The sequence below is a fragment of the Thermococcus sp. genome, assembly GCF_027012695.1.
Taxonomy (GTDB): Archaea; Methanobacteriota_B; Thermococci; order Thermococcales; family Thermococcaceae; genus Thermococcus.
In genome coordinates this window covers 26,112-42,068 of the sequence record NZ_JALUYR010000017.1, presented here as the reverse complement: position 1 = coordinate 42,068, position 15,957 = coordinate 26,112, and the positions used below count along the sequence as shown (strand labels likewise).

At 54.2% G+C, this 15,957-nt stretch carries 22 protein-coding genes and 1 pseudogene; 18 read left to right on the top strand and 5 right to left on the bottom strand.

Annotated features, from left to right (window positions below; all coding sequences use genetic code 11):
• Positions 1–415: pseudogene (locus tag MV985_RS00980) on the bottom strand (hypothetical protein); the annotation flags it as partial.
• A gap of 83 nt (positions 416–498) precedes the next feature.
• Between MV985_RS00980 and MV985_RS00975 the strand changes: the two are divergent.
• From MV985_RS00975 to MV985_RS00915, 13 genes are all read left to right on the top strand, one after another.
• Positions 499–1,026, top strand: a complete 528-nt coding sequence (locus tag MV985_RS00975) for a hypothetical protein (protein ID WP_297458203.1) — start codon at positions 499–501, stop codon at positions 1,024–1,026.
• Positions 1,026–1,694 (top strand): carbon-nitrogen hydrolase family protein, encoded by a 669-nt coding sequence (locus MV985_RS00970; RefSeq protein WP_297458200.1) that lies wholly within the window; start codon positions 1,026–1,028, stop codon positions 1,692–1,694. Before MV985_RS00975 ends, MV985_RS00970 begins: the two co-directional genes overlap by 1 nt.
• 33 nt (positions 1,695–1,727) lie before the next feature.
• A complete protein-coding gene (locus tag MV985_RS00965; protein ID WP_297458197.1) occupies positions 1,728–2,180 on the top strand; it encodes a dual specificity protein phosphatase family protein in 453 nt (150 codons plus the stop codon).
• A 234-nt stretch (positions 2,181–2,414) separates the two neighbouring features.
• On the top strand, positions 2,415–3,296 hold the full coding sequence (locus MV985_RS00960) for an ATP phosphoribosyltransferase regulatory subunit (RefSeq protein WP_297458193.1): 882 nt from the start codon (positions 2,415–2,417) through the stop codon (positions 3,294–3,296).
• Positions 3,293–3,910: an ATP phosphoribosyltransferase gene (gene hisG / locus MV985_RS00955; protein WP_297458190.1), complete on the top strand. Its 618-nt coding sequence runs from the start codon at positions 3,293–3,295 to the stop codon at positions 3,908–3,910. The genes MV985_RS00960 and hisG overlap by 4 nt, the downstream gene beginning before the upstream one ends.
• Entirely contained in the window at positions 3,900–5,033 is a 1,134-nt protein-coding gene (gene hisD, locus MV985_RS00950; protein ID WP_297458187.1) for a histidinol dehydrogenase, read from the top strand. The genes hisG and hisD overlap by 11 nt, the downstream gene beginning before the upstream one ends.
• Complete coding sequence (hisB, locus tag MV985_RS00945) at positions 5,030–5,566, top strand: imidazoleglycerol-phosphate dehydratase HisB (RefSeq protein ID WP_297458184.1); 537 nt, start codon at positions 5,030–5,032, stop codon at positions 5,564–5,566. The genes hisD and hisB overlap by 4 nt, the downstream gene beginning before the upstream one ends.
• A complete protein-coding gene (hisH, locus tag MV985_RS00940) occupies positions 5,563–6,156 on the top strand; it encodes an imidazole glycerol phosphate synthase subunit HisH (protein WP_297458181.1) in 594 nt (197 codons plus the stop codon). The genes hisB and hisH overlap by 4 nt, the downstream gene beginning before the upstream one ends.
• A 1-nt stretch (position 6,157) precedes the next feature.
• Positions 6,158–6,856: a 1-(5-phosphoribosyl)-5-((5-phosphoribosylamino)methylideneamino)imidazole-4-carboxamide isomerase gene (hisA, locus tag MV985_RS00935; protein ID WP_297458178.1), complete on the top strand. Its 699-nt coding sequence runs from the start codon at positions 6,158–6,160 to the stop codon at positions 6,854–6,856.
• On the top strand, positions 6,838–7,596 hold the full coding sequence (hisF, locus tag MV985_RS00930; protein WP_297458176.1) for an imidazole glycerol phosphate synthase subunit HisF: 759 nt from the start codon (positions 6,838–6,840) through the stop codon (positions 7,594–7,596). The genes hisA and hisF overlap by 19 nt, the downstream gene beginning before the upstream one ends.
• Before the next feature lie 9 nt (positions 7,597–7,605).
• Positions 7,606–8,235, top strand: coding sequence for a bifunctional phosphoribosyl-AMP cyclohydrolase/phosphoribosyl-ATP diphosphatase HisIE (hisIE, locus tag MV985_RS00925; protein ID WP_297458173.1), 630 nt, complete (start codon positions 7,606–7,608; stop codon positions 8,233–8,235).
• The gene (gene hisC, locus MV985_RS00920; protein ID WP_297458171.1) at positions 8,232–9,236 is read left to right on the top strand and encodes a histidinol-phosphate transaminase; all 1,005 of its coding nucleotides are present in this window, start codon (positions 8,232–8,234) and stop codon (positions 9,234–9,236) included. Before hisIE ends, hisC begins: the two co-directional genes overlap by 4 nt.
• A 1-nt stretch (position 9,237) precedes the next feature.
• Complete coding sequence (locus MV985_RS00915) at positions 9,238–9,969, top strand: HAD family hydrolase (RefSeq protein ID WP_297458230.1); 732 nt, start codon at positions 9,238–9,240, stop codon at positions 9,967–9,969.
• Here the strand turns inward: MV985_RS00915 and MV985_RS00910 are convergent.
• Positions 9,956–10,519, bottom strand: coding sequence for a nitroreductase family protein (locus MV985_RS00910; protein ID WP_297458168.1), 564 nt, complete (start codon positions 10,517–10,519; stop codon positions 9,956–9,958). The two genes, MV985_RS00915 and MV985_RS00910, sit on opposite strands and share 14 nt — an antisense overlap.
• A gap of 64 nt (positions 10,520–10,583) precedes the next feature.
• On the opposite strand from MV985_RS00910, the gene MV985_RS00905 reads away from it, so the two are divergent.
• The gene (locus tag MV985_RS00905; protein WP_297458165.1) at positions 10,584–11,450 is read left to right on the top strand and encodes a hypothetical protein; all 867 of its coding nucleotides are present in this window, start codon (positions 10,584–10,586) and stop codon (positions 11,448–11,450) included.
• On the opposite strand, the gene MV985_RS00900 is transcribed toward MV985_RS00905, so the two are convergent.
• Positions 11,441–12,190, bottom strand: a complete 750-nt coding sequence (locus MV985_RS00900) for an MBL fold metallo-hydrolase (RefSeq protein ID WP_297458227.1) — start codon at positions 12,188–12,190, stop codon at positions 11,441–11,443. The genes MV985_RS00905 and MV985_RS00900 overlap by 10 nt on opposite strands.
• 359 nt (positions 12,191–12,549) lie before the next feature.
• On the opposite strand from MV985_RS00900, the gene MV985_RS00895 reads away from it, so the two are divergent.
• Complete coding sequence (locus MV985_RS00895; protein ID WP_297458224.1) at positions 12,550–13,014, top strand: Mut7-C RNAse domain-containing protein; 465 nt, start codon at positions 12,550–12,552, stop codon at positions 13,012–13,014.
• A complete protein-coding gene (locus tag MV985_RS00890; protein ID WP_297458162.1) occupies positions 13,011–13,718 on the top strand; it encodes a 6-hydroxymethylpterin diphosphokinase MptE-like protein in 708 nt (235 codons plus the stop codon). Before MV985_RS00895 ends, MV985_RS00890 begins: the two co-directional genes overlap by 4 nt.
• Here MV985_RS00890 and MV985_RS00885 read toward each other — a convergent pair.
• The gene (locus MV985_RS00885; RefSeq protein WP_297458159.1) at positions 13,702–14,529 is read right to left on the bottom strand and encodes a hypothetical protein; all 828 of its coding nucleotides are present in this window, start codon (positions 14,527–14,529) and stop codon (positions 13,702–13,704) included. The two genes, MV985_RS00890 and MV985_RS00885, sit on opposite strands and share 17 nt — an antisense overlap.
• A gap of 62 nt (positions 14,530–14,591) precedes the next feature.
• On the opposite strand from MV985_RS00885, the gene MV985_RS00880 reads away from it, so the two are divergent.
• Together MV985_RS00880 and mobB are read left to right on the top strand one after the other, a co-directional pair.
• Entirely contained in the window at positions 14,592–14,807 is a 216-nt protein-coding gene (locus MV985_RS00880; protein ID WP_297458156.1) for an LSm family protein, read from the top strand.
• A gap of 9 nt (positions 14,808–14,816) precedes the next feature.
• Positions 14,817–15,551: a molybdopterin-guanine dinucleotide biosynthesis protein B gene (mobB, locus tag MV985_RS00875; protein WP_297458154.1), complete on the top strand. Its 735-nt coding sequence runs from the start codon at positions 14,817–14,819 to the stop codon at positions 15,549–15,551.
• On the opposite strand, the gene MV985_RS00870 is transcribed toward mobB, so the two are convergent.
• Positions 15,548–15,946, bottom strand: a complete 399-nt coding sequence (locus tag MV985_RS00870; RefSeq protein WP_297458151.1) for a M67 family metallopeptidase — start codon at positions 15,944–15,946, stop codon at positions 15,548–15,550. The genes mobB and MV985_RS00870 overlap by 4 nt on opposite strands.
• Positions 15,947–15,957: the final 11 nt, after the last annotated feature.

The following is a 15,957-nucleotide window of genomic DNA, read 5'->3' as shown; positions in this document are numbered from 1 at the left end:
TCCCGATGAAAAAGCCCCTGCCCCTCTCGTCGGAGGTTTCACCCGCTATGAAAGCACCGCTCTTATCGGGCAGAATCGAGTAAAGGGCCTCGTTGCCGAGGATTTTTAGCTTTCTCTCCCATAGGACTTTGAGGTTCGCGTCAAGCCTCGCTACGTAGCCCTTCCATCCCTCGCCCCCGTCCGGTGTTGCCCTTCCTTCAGCGGCACCACCGATGAGGTAGCCGTCCTCGAGCTTTGCCACGCTGTGGCCTTCCCAGTCGTTTTTGCCCGAGAGGAACTTCAGCCCTTTTATCTCTTCACCGTCAATCCTCGCGAGCATGATTTTGTAGGCCTTCCCGTCGTGGACGCTCCCGACGAGCAGGTCGCCGGCGAGTGCAACCGGAACCGTCTCAACGCCGAAGGAGTGGGTTCTCATTCGAAGTCCCCCGTGACACTCTCATGGTTATTTTGAGGAATCGCGGAAAAGGTTTTAAGATTTTTGCGGGTAGTGGTAAACGGGTGATACGAACGAGAAGAAAAAGCCACGTTGTGGTCTTGGTGGTTACGTTCATCGTTCTGCTCTTCTCTTCATACGCCCTGTGGAGCTGCCGAAAAGGTGAGGAGAGCCTGCTAACGTCTGTTTACCTCTATGGCTTGAAGGACGCCAGAGGACTCTCCGACGTCGGCGGAACCTTTGAGTACCTCCTTCGCGAGAACGCTTCTGATGACCTCGTGGTTTTCTATGCCCGTGCATACTCCATCAGGGCCGAGCACCTTGAAGACACTTTCGGCCTCCTCCAGGCGTACAAGAATGACGAGAGATTTCAGCTAATGTTCTCGGCTATGTCTAACTGCCATTTGTTTTTTCAAGCAGTCAGCTTCAGCAACTCCACGAGGAGGAAAGTTCTCATCGAGAAGAACCTTGAAACGCTCAAGGAGCTCGACAATCTTATAGGAGAGGTAACAAAATATCAGAATCCGGACGATCTACCTCCGAAACTTGTCGAGAAGATTTTCCAGACCTCTGAGAAGCTGGAGGTGCAGTAATGAGGGTCGCGTTAATTCCGATGGGGGTTAAGACTGGAGACTTCAGCGCCAACTGGGCCGAGTTCGAGAGGCGCTTCAGCGGGGCTCTGACGTATAATCCCGACTTCGTAGTGTTTCCCGAATACTGCCTCACCGGTTTCGAGGAGAGGGACTTTTCTGGAGCGGGGCTTTACGATGAGATAGTCGAACGGGTGAGCAGACTCGCTAAGGAAAACGGTGTTTACGTCGTCTTTGGCCTCCTTGAGCCGTACAAAAACTGCGTTTACAACTCCGCGCTTTTAATCGGCAGAAACAGAGAGGTTCTCCTAAAGCACCGCAAGTTTCAGGAACCTTACGAGTTCTGCACGGGCAACACAGTCAGGACGGCGAAAACGGAGTTCGGGAAGGTCGCGGTAATCATCTGCGGCGACCTCTACAACAAGCGCATCCTCAAGTGGGTGAGGCGGAAAAGGCCAGCTTATCTCTTCGTGCCGATGGAGTACTCGCCGGACTACGGCCAGCCAAACGAGGAGGACGTTGGGGCGATGGCGGAGAGGGTTAAGCTCCTCGGAGTAAGGGCCTTCATCGTGAACAGCTATCCGCCGGGCGGAGCCTGGGTTTTCGACGAAAACGGAACCCTTCTTGCCTCAACAGATGGTGAGAAAACCCTGGTCTGGGAGCAACCTTAAATTACCCGCGCATCAAGGATTCAGGGGATAAGAATGTGGCCCTCGGCAAGGTTCGTAGATGAGAACGTTGCCTTCTCAAGGATGCCGACGGAAGGAGAGCTTGATGCGGTGGCCAGGGAGTTTAAAGCCGTCGTTGTTCTCGTCGAGGATTACGAGCTTCCCTACCCCCTCGAAGAGTGGGAGGAGAGGGGAGTTGAGGCCCTCCACAGCCCAATACCCGATTTTGGGGCACCCTCTTTTTCTCAGCTCCTCGGAATCCTCCGCTGGATTGAAAAACGGGTCTGGGACGGGAAAAAGGTCCTGATCCACTGCTTTGGGGGCCTTGGCAGGAGCGGGACGGTGGCAGTTGCCTGGCTCATGTACTCGAAGGGGATTCCGCTCAGGGAAGCTCTGAGAAGGGTCCGCTCTGTAAGGCCCGGGGCGGTGGAGAGCGATGAGCAGATAGCTGTTCTGAAGGTTCTCGAGGAATTCCTTGGAATTGGATAAACGACGAAATGCGAACCTATTACTTGTCTCTTTTTGCCGGATAGTCGGGATACTTTGGGACAGGTTTATTTAGGAGAACTCCAACTTGGGCCGGCGATGGCAATGGTCGGAACTACAGCTTCATCCGGATTGGAAGCCCTTGAGATCCTAAATCCCAACTGGGTGAGCCACTGCCATCATCACCTCTTCTAAGCAGGATGTCCATTCCGTCATAATCCAGCAGGGGGTGTTCTCTTGAGACGTTCCATAGAGGACTATCTCAGGTTAGCGGAGATTGGGAACCGTCTGAGGGGTGTTTTCGAACTCTGGGGCTACCGCGAGGTGACTTTTCCGGCAATAGAGGAGTACTCGCCGGAAATAAGGAAGGGAACCAAGCTGGCCTACGACAACAGATTCCACCTCATAAACCCCGATCCGACGTCGAGGATAATGAGGGCCTTCTCCGACGAGTCCATAAGGCTGTTCTACATAACAGAGGTTCTGAACGGCTCAACGAGGGGGGAATGGCAGGCCGGGATCGAGATGATAGGATTTCCGGAAGGAAGTCTCGTGGAACCGATAGTTGTGGCGATAACGGCGCTGGAGGCCCTCGGTGTTGATGAGTTCTACATAGACATCGGCAGCCTCGAGGTGTGGAGGAGAGCCACAGAGGAAATTAAGGAATTCAGGGACGTTGTTTTCAGTGCACTCATTAAGAGGAACTTTGAGCCGATAGACCGGCTTCCCATCCCTGAAGAGAAGAAGGAGGAACTCTGGCGCCTCTTTAACTTCCGAGGAAGGAAGAGCGGTTTTGAGAAACTCGACCTGCTTTTGGAGATAGTGGACGATGAAAGGGTCTTCATAGACCTCGGAACGGTCAGGCCGCTGCCCTACTACACGGACATCATCTTCGAAATATACTCCCCTAAGGTTGGAAAGCCGATAGGCGGCGGTGGGGAATACTCGGTCGGTGAAAAACCTGCTGCCGGTTTCTATCTTGATATGGTGGCCCTTTCAAGGCTCTACACTGGAAAGACGAGGGGGAGAACAAGGCTTTCTTCGAAGGATCCGGTGAGTGCATACAGGGAAGCTAAGAGGCTCGTAAAACTCGGAATCCCCGTGGAGGTGGAAAGATGAGGTTCGTTCTTCCAAAGGGGCGTCTCCTCAAAGGTTCCCTTGAAGTCCTTAGAAAAGCCGGTTACGATGTCCAAAAGCCCGGCAAGAGACGGCTCATTGAGAGGTTCAACGGCAATGAAGTTTTAGTCGCGAGGGCTTTCGATGTCCCTGTTTACGTTGAACACGGGGTTGACCTCGGTATTTCGGGAAGCGACGTTGTTGAAGAACGGAAAAGCGACGTTTTCGTCCCGCTGGAGCTTCCATTCGGAAAGTGCCGTCTCAGTCTCGCAATGCCCCGGGAAAGGGTGGTCTCACCGGAAGAGATGGACGGCTATAGGGTTGCCACCAAATACGAGAGAATAACGAGGGAGTACTTCTCAAGGCTGGGAGTTGATGTGGAAATCCTGAAGCTCAGCGGGAGCGTGGAGCTGGCTCCGAAGGTCGGCATAGCCGATGCAATCGTTGATATAGTGGAAACCGGGGAAACACTGAGGGCGAACGGCCTCGTTGAAGTTGAGAAGGTCATGGACGTTTCGGCCCAGCTCCTCGTCAACAGAATTTCTCAGAAAACCAAGTTTGAGGAGATAAACGAGCTCGTTTTTTCGATAAAGGAGGTGATTAAAGATGGATTTTGAGCTTGAAAGTTACGTCGCCGAGATACTTAGGGACATACGCGAAAGGGGAATCGAAGCCGTTAGGGAGTACTCCAGAAGGTTTGACGGTTTTGACGGCCCCTTCAGGGTCAGCGAGGAGGAGTTCCAAGAGGCGGAGGAAGTTATCCCTGAGAAGGACAGGGAAATTATCGAGAGGACAATCAAAAGGCTCTGGGACTATCACGAAAGGCAAAAACCAAAGGACGAGCTTTTCATTAAAAACGGCTCGCTTTACGGCCTCATATACCGGCCGATAAGGAGGATAGGTATCTACGTCCCCGGGGGAAAACCGCTACCTTCAACCCTCATGATGGTCGCAGTTCCAGCGAGAATAGCAGGGGTCAAGGAGATTGCCGTTACAATCCCGCCGAAGGACGGGAAGGTGAACCCCTACGTCCTCTACGTTGCCAAAAAGCTCGGCATAAGCGAGGTCTACAAGCTCGGCGGTGTTCAAGCGATAGGGGCTATGGCCTACGGCATCGGCATGGAAAAGGTGGACAAGATATTCGGGCCCGGAAACAGGTTCGTGAACGAGGCCAAGAGGCAGGTCTTCGGAGTTGTTGGGATAGACAGCCTCGCGGGACCCTCGGAAATAGCGGTGATAGCGGATGAAAGCGCGGATAAGGAATACGTTTTGGCGGATTTACTCAGCCAGCTTGAGCACGGAAAGGACAGCAGGGCGTGGCTTCTAACGACCTCCAGAGAACTCGCCGAATACTGCTCCCGCGAGGGGGTAGAGGTAATCACCTGCGAGACCCTTGAGGAGTGCGCCAGAAAGGTCAACGAGATAGCGCCGGAACACCTTGAGATAATAACCGAAAACCCGATGGGAATAGTTGACCTCATTGAAAACGCCGGTGCGATTTACCTCGGCCCATATACGCCCGTCCCCTCCGCCGACTACTTCCTCGGGGTTAACCACGTCCTTCCAACGGGAGGAACGGCCCGGTTCAGCGGTGTTCTGACAGTTAGGGACTTCGTGAAACCGATAACCCTCGCAATGGTGGGAAGGGAAGAGTTCTTAGCGGAGAGGGAGCTGGGTCTACGCCTGGCCGAGATAGAGGGCATGGAACTCCACAGGAGGAGCATGGAGGTGAGGAGATGAAGAGGGAAACGAGGGAAACGAGCGTGGAGGTTCAGCTTGGAGTGGAAGGAAACATTGAGACGAACGATAGAGTGCTCGACCACCTATTGGTTACGCTCTTCCACTACATGGGGAAAAAAGCGAGCGTCAGGGCTACCTACGACCTAAGGCACCACCTCTGGGAGGACGTCGGCATAACCCTCGGGGAGGAGCTCCGCTCCAAACTGCCGGAAAAGTTTGTGCGCTTCGGGAGCGCGATAATGCCTATGGATGAGGCCCTCGTTATTGTCGCCGTGGACATCTCGGGAAGGCCATACGTGAGCGTTGAGCTCTCCTACGAGGAGGGGGAAACGGGCTTCGAGAAGGCCCTCGTGAGGGAGTTCCTCTGGGGGCTGGCGCGCTCCCTCAGGGCTACAATCCACGTGAAGACCCTGAGCGGGATTAACGGGCACCACGTAATCGAGGCGACCTTCAAGGGACTCGGCAAAGCTCTTGGAGAGGCCATTGGAGAAAGCGAGAAGCTGGAGAGCACAAAAGGCCTGCTGGAGGTGTGAGGGTGATAGCGATAGTGGATTTGGGTATAGGTAACCTCGCCAACGTCAGAAAGGCCCTTGGGGGGGTTATCACAGACGACCCCTACGAGATAGAGAGGGCAGAAAAGCTCGTCCTTCCCGGCGTGGGCAACTTTGGTGCGGTGGTTGAGAAGCTCGAACCCCTTAGGGGTGTTATAATAGATGCGATAAACGAGGGGAAGCCATTCCTCGGGATATGCCTCGGCCTCCAGCTACTCTTCCGGGAAAGTGAGGAAAGTCCGGGAAAACCGGGCCTTGGGGTCTTCGAGGGAAGAGTGCTCAGGTTTCAGGGGGTTAGAACGCCACACATAGGATGGAACCAGCTGTGGAAAAGGAAGGAATGCCCCCTCTTTGAGGGAATAAAGGACGGTGCTTACTTCTACTTCGTTCACTCCTACTACGCGGTGCCTGAAGAGGACGTAATTGCCGGAGTTACGGACTACGAATCCAAGGGGAAGAAGGTAGTCTTCACTTCCGCCGTCTGCAGGGAGAACGTTTACGCGGTGCAGTTTCACCCGGAAAAAAGCGGGAGGAACGGCTTAATCCTGATGAGAAACTTCAGGAGGCTTTGAAATGGAGGTATATCCAGCAATAGACCTCATGGACGGAAAGGCCGTGAGGCTCTACAAGGGCAGAAAAGACAGGGTCAGGGTCTACGGCGACCCCTTGAGGATAGCCCAGCGTTTTGCCGAGTTCGTTGATAAGATTCACGTCGTTGACCTCGATGGGGCCTTCGAAGGCTTCCCGAAGAACCTCGACGTAGTCGAGAGAATAATCCAAGAAACCGGCCTGAGGATTCAGCTGGGCGGGGGTTTGAGGAGCTACGAGGCAATCGCTAAAGCCTACGAAATCGGCGTTGAGAATGCCATAATAGGCACGAAGGCCTTCGATATAGGCTTTCTGGAGCGAATCACTCAGGACTTCGAGGGGATAACTGTAAGCCTCGACTCCAGGGGAGGAAGAATAGCCGTAAAGGGCTGGGTTGAAAGCGGTCTGGAGGTCAAAGAGGCCTACGGGATTCTGAAGAAATACGTGGACAGGTTCATCTACACCTCCGTTGAGCGGGACGGAACGCTCACCGGGATAGAGGAAATCGAGCGCTTCTGGGAAAACGAGGAGTTCATCTACGCGGGAGGAGTTTCAAGTGCCGATGACCTGAGAAAGCTCCAGGAAATCGGGTTCTCCGGCGTTATTGTTGGGAAGGCCCTTTACGAGGGTTTGGTGTCTCTTGAGGAGCTTCTGGAGGTGGCAAGATGCTTGCGAAGAGGATAATCGCGGCACTCGACATAAAGGAAGGACGGGTCGTGAAGGGAATCAAGTTCAGGAACATACGAGACGCCGGCGACCCAGTTGAGCTCGCCAAGCGTTACGAGAGGGAGGGCATAGACGAGATAGTTTTTCTTGACATTACGGCCTCTTACGAGAAGAGGGGAATACTCCTCAACCTCGTTGAGAGAATTGCGGAGGAAATATACGTCCCCTTCACCGTCGGGGGAGGCATAAAAACCCTCGAAGAGGCCAGGGAGATAATCAAACGCGGGGCCGATAAGGTGTTCATAAACACTTCCGCAGTCGAGAGGCCGGAACTCGTTAGGGAGATAGCGAGCGTCGTTGGAACCGCGAACCTCGTGGTGGCGATAGACGCGAAGTGGAACGGCTCCTTCTGGGAGGTCTACACCCACGGGGGAAGGAAAGCGAGAGGGATTGACGCTGTAGAATGGGCAAAAACCGTTGAACAACTTGGGGCAGGTGAGATACTCCTGACGAGCATGGACACCGACGGAACCAAGGAGGGCTTCGACATACCGCTGACGAAAGCCGTCGCAAGTGCCGTTGATATTCCGGTAATAGCCTCTGGAGGAGCCGGGAAACCGGAGCACTTCTACGAGGCCTTCAAAGCAGGAGCCGAGGCTGGTTTAGCCGCGTCAATATTCCACTACAACGAATACACCGTCGGCGAGCTGAAGAAGTTTCTGGCTGAGAGGGGAATTCCCGTAAGGCTGGATTACTGAGGTGGTAGAATGGGCCTTGAGGAGCTAATAGAAAAAGTTGACTGGGAGAAGAACGGTGGAATCGTTCCCGTTGTTGTCCAGGACACCAAGGGAGAAGTCCTCACGCTGGCTTACATGGACAGGGAGGCCCTGAGGAGAACCCTTGAAACAGGTTACGCCCACTACTACTCCCGCTCTCAAAAGAGGGTTAGAATGAAGGGGGAAGTAAGCGGAAACACCCAGAGGGTGAAGGAGATTAGAATAGACTGCGACAACGACGCTCTACTCCTGATAGTGGAGCAAAAAGGAGTCGCCTGCCACACCGGGAACTACTCATGCTTCTACAGAAAGCTCGGCGAACCGGAGAGGGTTTTGCCGATGGACTACTCCCTGACAATCCTCAGGGAACTTGAAGAGCTGATAATGAAGAGAAAGGAAAATCCCGTTGAGGGTTCCTACACATCGAGGCTCTTCAAAGAGGGCAGGGAGAGGATTTACAAAAAGTTTGGCGAAGAGGCGGTAGAAGTCCTCGTGGCGGAAACCAGGGAGGGGTTAATCTACGAGACAGCGGATATGCTCTACCACCTGCTCGTTCTCCTCGCTTACAACGAAGTTTCCCTCGGTGAAGTTATGGCCGAATTGAGGAGGCGGAGGAAATGATTCGCGAGCTCGTCAAGTCCTTCCAGCCCTACAGAGTAGTGGAGGGAAACTACAGGGTCTGGCTGGACAAGAACGAAAGTCCCTACGACCTGCCCGACTGGGTCAAGGAGGAGATTTTTGATGAACTCCGGGAGATGAGCTTCAACAGGTATCCCCACATCACGTCAATGCCGGCAAGAGAGGCTATAGCCGATTTCTATGGAGTCTCACCCAAAAACGTTGCCGTTGGTAACGGAAGCGACGAGCTTATCAGCTACCTCGTTAGGCTCTTTGATGGAAACTACATCGTAACGACTCCTCCAACCTTCGGAATGTACGGCTTCTACGCCAAGCTTAACGAAATTCCCCTCGTTGAGGTCCCCCTGCGGGAGGACTTCACGATTGACGGGAGGGCCATAGCGGAGAAGTCCAAAAACGCAAGGGCGGTTTTTATAGCTTCCCCCAACAACCCCACGGGAAATTTACAGCCGGAAGAGGAGATAGTTGAAGTCCTTGAAACCGGAAAGCCCGTTGTTCTCGACGAGGCCTACGCGGAGTTTTCAGGAAGAAGCCTCTGGAAGCTGATTGACGAATACGAAAACCTCATAATCCTCAGGACGTTCTCAAAGGCCTTTGGACTGGCCGGGGTTAGGGCCGGCTACATGCTCGCAGGTGAGGAGATAGTGGATGCCCTCTACCGGATAAAGTCGCCCTTCAGCGTCGGAATCATGACGATGACATCTATGGTCGTCATGCTGAGGCACACCGACCTGGTTGAGAAGAGGGTTAGGAAAATCATCGAGGAGCGCGAGAGGGTCAGGAAGAAGCTCGGTGACTTGGCATACCCAAGCGACGCGAACTTTTTACTGGTCAAACTGAACGCCTACGAGGAACTTCTAAGGCGGGGAATCGTCGTCAGAAAGCTCTCGGGCAGGCTGGAGGGACACATAAGGGTAACCATAGGAAGGAGATGGGAGAACGAGGCCTTCTTAAGGGCCGTCGGGGAGATAACGGGTGGTTGAGTTGTGGGTCGTTTTTGACATAGACGGCACGCTCATAGACGTTAGCGAGAGCTACGACATGGCCGTAAAGCTCACAGTGGAGTACTTCCTCCGAATGTTCGGCGTCGAGAGAAAGATAGACCTTGAACTGATAAGAAAGCTCCGCTCAAAGGGGTCGTTCGGTGATGACTTCAAGGTGAGCGAGGCGCTAATCCTCTTTTCCCTCTCCGGCGACTTGGAGAACCTTGTCAACGAGTTTCCACCGGGGGAGGGCATCAACTGGGTGCGGGAAAGGTTCGGCTTCGAGATACACCGGGGGAGCATAGAGAGGGTCTTCAACACATTTTACCTCGGAAATGCCTATCCCGGCAGGCTCTTTGATTTTCCCGGCCTCTGGAAACGGGAAAAACCCCTGATAAGTTCTGAACTCCTTGAGGAACTCGGGAAAATCACCAAAATCGGCGTTGTAACCGGAAGGAACGAGCTTGAGCTTAGGCTCGCGGAGAAAATCCTCGGCTTCCGCTTTGAGAAAGCCGTAACGAGGGAACTCGGCCTGAAACCTAACCCTGACCTTCTGTGGAGGCTTGTTAGGGGCGAGAGAGGGGTTTACATTGGGGATACCCTAAACGACGAGCTCTTCATCGAGAACTACCGGAGAAAATACGGGGATTTTGACTTCGTTATGGTCGGAAGGGACGTCGAGAACGTTTCGGTTTTTGTTGAGAACCTGCTGGAGAGGGCTAAAAGCCGTTGAAGCTCACCACCTCCTCCAGCTCCCTCCTTTCGTATTTCGGCTTTGGGTCGGCAGGATAACCGACCGGAAGAATCGTCTGGAGCTTGTACTCTGAGGGAACCTTCAGGAGTTCCTCAACCGGCTTCGGGTTCGGCGGCGTGTAGGTTACCGTGCCGAGGCCGAGTTCTTCAAGCGCCAAGAGCAGGTAGCCAACGGCTATCCACGTCGACTGGAGCCAGTACGGTACCTTCGTGTGTCCGAAGACGAGGATGAGGTAGGGCGCCTCGCTAAGGAAGGGCTTCTCCGGCCTGAACCCCTTGGCGTTCAGCCAGGCCATCAGGTCGCCCTTCGTCCTTGAGTAGAACTTCTCCTCCTCGGCCTCGCAGGCCTCCCTTATTCTACCCTTCAGCCAATCGTCGTCGATTACCACGAACCGCCAGGGCTGGGCGTTCATTCCGCTCGGGGCCTCCTTCGCGGCCTTTATCGCCTTCAGGATGTCTTCCTTCGGCGGCCTGTCGGGAAGAAACTGCCTCACGGTCTTCCTCCTCTTCGCCAGCTCGAGAACGCGCATGTCACCACCGTAGAATGTTGAGCCTTTCCCAAAAGGCTTTTACGGTTTCGGTTAACTCACTTCGATGAGGAGGTATTTACAGGCATCCGTGCTCATCGTCCTGCTCACGGTGGGGCTTTTGGCGTGGCATGGGAAGAGCACTTCAAAGACCTCGTTGGAGTATCCATTAAATTCCTCAAAGCTCCGTTCCTTCCTCGAATCCCAGTACGTTCCGGAGGCAAACCTTCTCAGGGCGGCCGTTAAAGCCTACCCTGACAACGAGACGATTTACATAGCGAACGACAACCTCTTGGCTTCGCGTGCCCTCGTTTCCCTCGGTTCTCCGCTTGGGAGGCGCATCCTTGAGAACCTTGACGAGAACTACTCCGGGGGCTGGAACGGAAAGGTTGATCCTCTTCTCGGAAGGCCCATCGACGGGTTCTACTGCATGGAGATGGAGAATCTGGGGAAGGTTTATTCCCGGAAGTTCAACGCGACCTTCGAGGTAAAATACGAGGTTGTTAACACCTCGTGCATAATGACCGACTGGGAGTCCTACGCTGATTTGGCAGTTTACGGGGCTTTAAACGATCTCATAGAGGGGAACGAAAAGGGTGCCCTTGAGCTCTATTCCAGGCTTCTCTCGATGTGGGACGGAAACGGTTTCAGGGACAGGGCATTTGATGGGACGTATCAGACCTACAAGTGTGCCCTTTTCATATACCTCCATCGTGCACTGGAAATGCCCGCGGAAGGCAGAAATGCTTACTCACGCTGTCTCAAAAGGATCTCCTCCCTCCAAGCAGGAAACGGTGGAATAATAACCGGCTACCGTGTTGAGAATGGGAGGATCATACCAGCCGGCGATACCAACACGGAAACAGCCGCGGTGGTAGTCCTCGCCGTGTATTCTGAGTATCCCAGAGAGATTACTGGAATCCCTCAGACGTAGAATACCATCCCGTCATAGGCAACCAGAACTCCGTTTCCCCACCTCTTCCTCACGTAGTCCGTCAGTTCCAGGAACGGCAGGTTCTTGTGGGAGATGTGGCTTAGAACCGTCCTCTCTGCAAGGGAACGGCCCATCTCAGCGGCTTCATCAACGTTGTTGTGGTAGGGGTCGTCGGTTCCGGGGGGATAGGTGGCGTCAACTATCGCGAGTCTTAGCGGGGCTTTCCTTTCCAAAAACTCCGCTGTCTCCTCAGGAAGCCCCTTCGTGTCGTAGAGGATTGCAACGCTCCTTCCATCCTCCTCCACGAGGTAGCCGAGGGTTTCGACACTGTGGTTAAGTTCCAGTGAGGTGATTCTGAGGGAGCCAAGCTCAACCGTCTCAAAGGGCCTGAGGATTTCTGGTTTCAGGTTCTTGGGATCCTTCAGGATTAGCGCGTCAGCCTCTCCCTCAGGTGCGTACAGAACCGTTTTTCTCGCCATCCAGCGGAGCTTGTAAAGGCCATAGATGTGGTCGTGGTGCCAGTGGGTCAGGAAAACGGCCTCCAGCGGGACGTTGAGGAGGTCCCTTATGTCCGTCCCGACATCGAAGAGAACGGCCTTTTTGTCTTCGGTGATTATTGCTAGAGTTGAGGGCCTCCTCTGCGCGAAACTAAAATTCCTAGCCTCGTTGCAGGTCGAGCAGGTGCAGAGATGGGCCGGAATTCCCTCGCTGCCCCCGGTGCCGATGAAGTAGACGAGCATCTCAACCACCCGTTTTATGACCATAAAAGAGTTTCCCTTAAAATCCTTCCTCATCCGACCTTAACGGGTTTCACCCTGAGAAGCTCCATGTATCGCCTGAATCCTCTCTCATCAACTACGTGGAACTCGAAGAGATGATAGTGGAGAAGGTCGCGAGTTCCTCGATTTTAGCCTCAAGCTCCGCCTTTCGCGGGGGCTTTTAGGGGCATTTCTCACCTTTATGGGCAGGTCAGCGTCACTTCCGGCCGTGAACTTTCAGATCAGAACTCGTTGAAGCGCCTCAGCAGGGTATCGCAGCCGTGGTGCATTTCACCACCGGAAACACTTTAACCCAGGTTGGATTAATACCCTCGATGCTCATGCGCTTTATAGCGGACATGATGCTCGGCCGGCTCGCTAGGTGGCTCCGCCTTTACGGCCATGATACCCTTTACGGCATAGAGGATGACGATGAGATAGTCCGCGTTGCCCTATCCGAGGGGAGGATAATCCTGACGCGCGATTCAGGCCTCGCTGAGAGGGCCAAAAAGCTCGGCGCTGAAGCTTTCCTCCTCGGGTCCAACTCCCTTGAGGGCCAGGTGAGGGAGCTCATGCGCTTTGGGATTGAGTTCAAAGAGCTGTTCCCAAAAAACGCCCGCTGTCCGAAGTGCAATGGCCCGATAAGACCCGTCTCGAAGGGAGAGGTAAGGGGCAGGGTCTCCCCAACGGTTTATGAGAAGTACGACGAGTTCTACGTCTGTCAAAACTGCGGTCAAATATACTGGCCCGGAAGACAGTGGAGGAAGATGGTGGAGGTTGACAGGAGACTGAGGGGAGAGAAATGAGGTGGGAGGACTGGAAGCCGTTCTACGAGCGAATCGTTGGGGAGATGGGGTACTCGGTAGAGAAAGATAGAAAGGCGGCGGAGCTTTTGAGGGCACTTCTTCTGGAAGGAGACGACTACATCCTGAAGGAGGAGCTCGCCGCGATCATCGGGAGGAGGGTTTACGTCTTCGGCGCAGGCCCGAGCCTCGATAGGGCATTGAAGGAATTCGAGTTCTCCGATGGGACGTTGATAGCGGCGGATGGAGCGACTTCAGCGCTGCTTGACGCTGGTATTTTACCCGACGTAATCGTCACCGACCTCGATGGCAGGATTCCGGATCTCAAGATAGCGAACGACAGAGGCTCTTTCATGGTCGTCCACGCCCACGGGGACAACATCGAGAAGATGGCGATTTACGTGCCCCTCTTCTCCAGAATCCTCGGCACCTGTCAGACCGAGCCGCTCGACATAGTTTACAACTTCGGCGGCTTCACAGACGGCGACAGGGCGGTCTTCCTTGCGGAGGAACTGGGAGCGAGGGAGATAACGCTGGTGGGCTTCGACTTCGGAGAAACCGTCGGAAAATGGAGCAAGCCCTCTCTGAGGGATCACTCCCCGGTGTGGGAGACAAAGCGGAAGAAGTTCGCCTTCGCGAGGGAGCTCCTGGAATGGCTTGAAAAGAATGGAAGGGCAAGGATAAGGTACCTCAGACCAGGTCCCTGAGCTTCTTGACCTTTCCAGCCTTGATCTCAACGTAGCCGAGCCTCTTGAGGAGGCGCAGCACTTCCTCTATCGCCCGGGGAGAGTAGTTGATGACGAGGGTTCCCTTCGGAGTTGGAATCGCTATCGGCGCCGCCCTGGCGAAGGCCCTGACGAGTTCGTTCATTTCCACTTTCTCACTGCCAAGACTCTTGAGGATCTCGCTCGCGAGAATTGCCCTTCCGACGAGGGCGAAGTAAACCCTGAGCAGGTAGTCCTCCGGAAAATACCTGCTCGCGATCTTACCAAGGGTGTTTATCCTGTCCATCTCGAGCTCGAGTATCTCGAACTCGTACTCCATCGTCAGATCGGTGAGTGCAAACTGCTTGGCTATCTTCTCGGCGCTTTCAGGGGTGTGAACGAGGTTGAAGGGGAACTTGAACTCAAAGCGGAGCTTGGTGACGTCAACTCCATCCTTGAGCTTTATGATGCCCTCCTGATAATCTATCGCACCGTTCCTCGTCAGCTGGTCGAGAATCTCGGCGACCCAGGGCCCCTCGTTCAGGAGAACGTCGAACCTCTCCCCAACCTTTATGTGCTCGAGTATGTGGTTGAGGCTCTCTTTGAAGGAGGTGAACCCCTCCATGAGGGCCTCTTTGTCTGCCCCTTCCATGGCGTCTATCTGTGCCCTTATCTCCTCCAGGGTTCCCTCGAGCATGTACCCGACGAAGGTCTCGTAGGAGAGCCTCTCGCCAAGTTCAAACCTTATCCCTTCCCCCTTCAAATCCTCAAGAAAAGACCTCTTGACGGCTTCATTCTTCGTGACGAACCTCATTCTATCACCGAACCGGAAACCGTTAAAAGCCTTATAGGTTTTTGGTCTCTGGGGGTGAGGGGATGAGCGAGAAGCAGTACCTCCTCGACAAGACCCTCGAGAGCTGGAAGGGGGAGCGCGTCGCCCTCTCGGTTAGCAACGAGCACTCGTTCACAGGAATCCTCGAGGACTTCGATGAGGAAGTCATACTCCTGAGAGATGTAGTGGACATAGCCGGGAACAGGGCCAGGGGTTTGATCATCAAGATCGAGGATATGAACTGGATAATGCTTCTTTGAGGTGGGATCATGAGGGCGGTGGCCTTTGTAGGCTTTAAAAAGAGCGGTAAGACAACAACGGTCGAAGCCGTCGCAAGGGTTCTCAAGGAGCGCGGCTATCGCGTGGCGATAGCCAAGAGCATGCATGCAAGCTTTGACAGGGAGGGAACTGATACCTGGCGTTTCTCCCGGGTGGCGGATTCTGTTGTAGTGAGGGCGAACGATACTGATGCGCTCCTCTTCAGGGCGAAGGACATCAACGCCCTCTTCTCGATGGTCAACGCTGACTTCCTCCTCCTGGAGGGTTTCAAAAGCGTCCAGCACGTGCCCAAGGTGATATGCGCGAGGAACGAGGAAGATGTAAGGGAGCTCAACGACGGCCTTGCCATAGCGGTGAGCGGTGTTATCGCCGGAAGGGGAATGGAAGAGATATACGGTCTCCCGGTTATAGACGCGACTAAAGAGCCCGAGAAGCTCGCCGACCTCGTGGAGAAGCGCGCCTTCATGCTGCCCAACATAGACTGCGGCATGTGCGGCTTCAAGTGCTCTGAAATGGCGAGGATGATAGTTGCCGGTGAAAAAACGCTGAAAGACTGTGTAATCCTGAGTTCAAAGCCGAAGGTAACCGTTAAGATTGACGGCCAGGTTCTCCCGATGAAGGACTGGGTACAGGAACTCGTGGAGAAGACGATAAAAGGCATGCTCTCGTCCATGAAGGGCTACCGCGAGGGGAGAAAGATCGAGATCGTGATAAGGGACGACTAAACAATTTTCACATCTACTTTCTCCACCCTTCCGTTCCTGAGGACGTACGCCCCGTAGTTTCTTTCTCTGTCCACTATCAGCCAGACAACCGGCCAGAGTTCCATCCCCCTCAAGTCCCTCCCGCTCGGCCTCGGCGGACACCTGGTGTGTGAGTGGAAGATGCCCACGACTTCGATCCCTCTCTTTTCCGCCCCGTCTATGGCCCTGACCATCTCCAGGGGATCCATCTCAAAACCCGCGGGGGAGTTCAGTCTATTGGTGATGAAGTGAACTTCCTCGACCCTGAATGTATCTTCCCCTCGCCTCCCGAGGAGAAGACCACAGATCTCGATGGGGCTCTTTTTCGCCTTTTTGATAACTGAGCTTAAATACTCCTGTCGAATTATCAGGTACATACCAAAAACTC

Coding starts and splice junctions, on each gene's coding strand:
- MV985_RS00970 (WP_297458200.1), top strand. CDS start 1,026: ATGAGGGTCGCGTTAATTCCGATGGGGGTTAAGACTGGAGACTTCAGC.
- MV985_RS00965 (WP_297458197.1), top strand. CDS start 1,728: ATGTGGCCCTCGGCAAGGTTCGTAGATGAGAACGTTGCCTTCTCAAGG.
- hisG (WP_297458190.1), top strand. CDS start 3,293: ATGAGGTTCGTTCTTCCAAAGGGGCGTCTCCTCAAAGGTTCCCTTGAA.
- hisD (WP_297458187.1), top strand. CDS start 3,900: ATGGATTTTGAGCTTGAAAGTTACGTCGCCGAGATACTTAGGGACATA.
- hisB (WP_297458184.1), top strand. CDS start 5,030: ATGAAGAGGGAAACGAGGGAAACGAGCGTGGAGGTTCAGCTTGGAGTG.
- hisA (WP_297458178.1), top strand. CDS start 6,158: ATGGAGGTATATCCAGCAATAGACCTCATGGACGGAAAGGCCGTGAGG.
- hisF (WP_297458176.1), top strand. CDS start 6,838: ATGCTTGCGAAGAGGATAATCGCGGCACTCGACATAAAGGAAGGACGG.
- hisIE (WP_297458173.1), top strand. CDS start 7,606: ATGGGCCTTGAGGAGCTAATAGAAAAAGTTGACTGGGAGAAGAACGGT.
- hisC (WP_297458171.1), top strand. CDS start 8,232: ATGATTCGCGAGCTCGTCAAGTCCTTCCAGCCCTACAGAGTAGTGGAG.
- MV985_RS00910 (WP_297458168.1), bottom strand. CDS start 10,519: ATGCGCGTTCTCGAGCTGGCGAAGAGGAGGAAGACCGTGAGGCAGTTT.
- MV985_RS00905 (WP_297458165.1), top strand. CDS start 10,584: ATGAGGAGGTATTTACAGGCATCCGTGCTCATCGTCCTGCTCACGGTG.
- MV985_RS00900 (WP_297458227.1), bottom strand. CDS start 12,190: ATGCTCGTCTACTTCATCGGCACCGGGGGCAGCGAGGGAATTCCGGCC.
- MV985_RS00895 (WP_297458224.1), top strand. CDS start 12,550: ATGCGCTTTATAGCGGACATGATGCTCGGCCGGCTCGCTAGGTGGCTC.
- MV985_RS00890 (WP_297458162.1), top strand. CDS start 13,011: ATGAGGTGGGAGGACTGGAAGCCGTTCTACGAGCGAATCGTTGGGGAG.
- MV985_RS00885 (WP_297458159.1), bottom strand. CDS start 14,529: ATGAGGTTCGTCACGAAGAATGAAGCCGTCAAGAGGTCTTTTCTTGAG.
- MV985_RS00880 (WP_297458156.1), top strand. CDS start 14,592: ATGAGCGAGAAGCAGTACCTCCTCGACAAGACCCTCGAGAGCTGGAAG.
- mobB (WP_297458154.1), top strand. CDS start 14,817: ATGAGGGCGGTGGCCTTTGTAGGCTTTAAAAAGAGCGGTAAGACAACA.
- MV985_RS00870 (WP_297458151.1), bottom strand. CDS start 15,946: ATGTACCTGATAATTCGACAGGAGTATTTAAGCTCAGTTATCAAAAAG.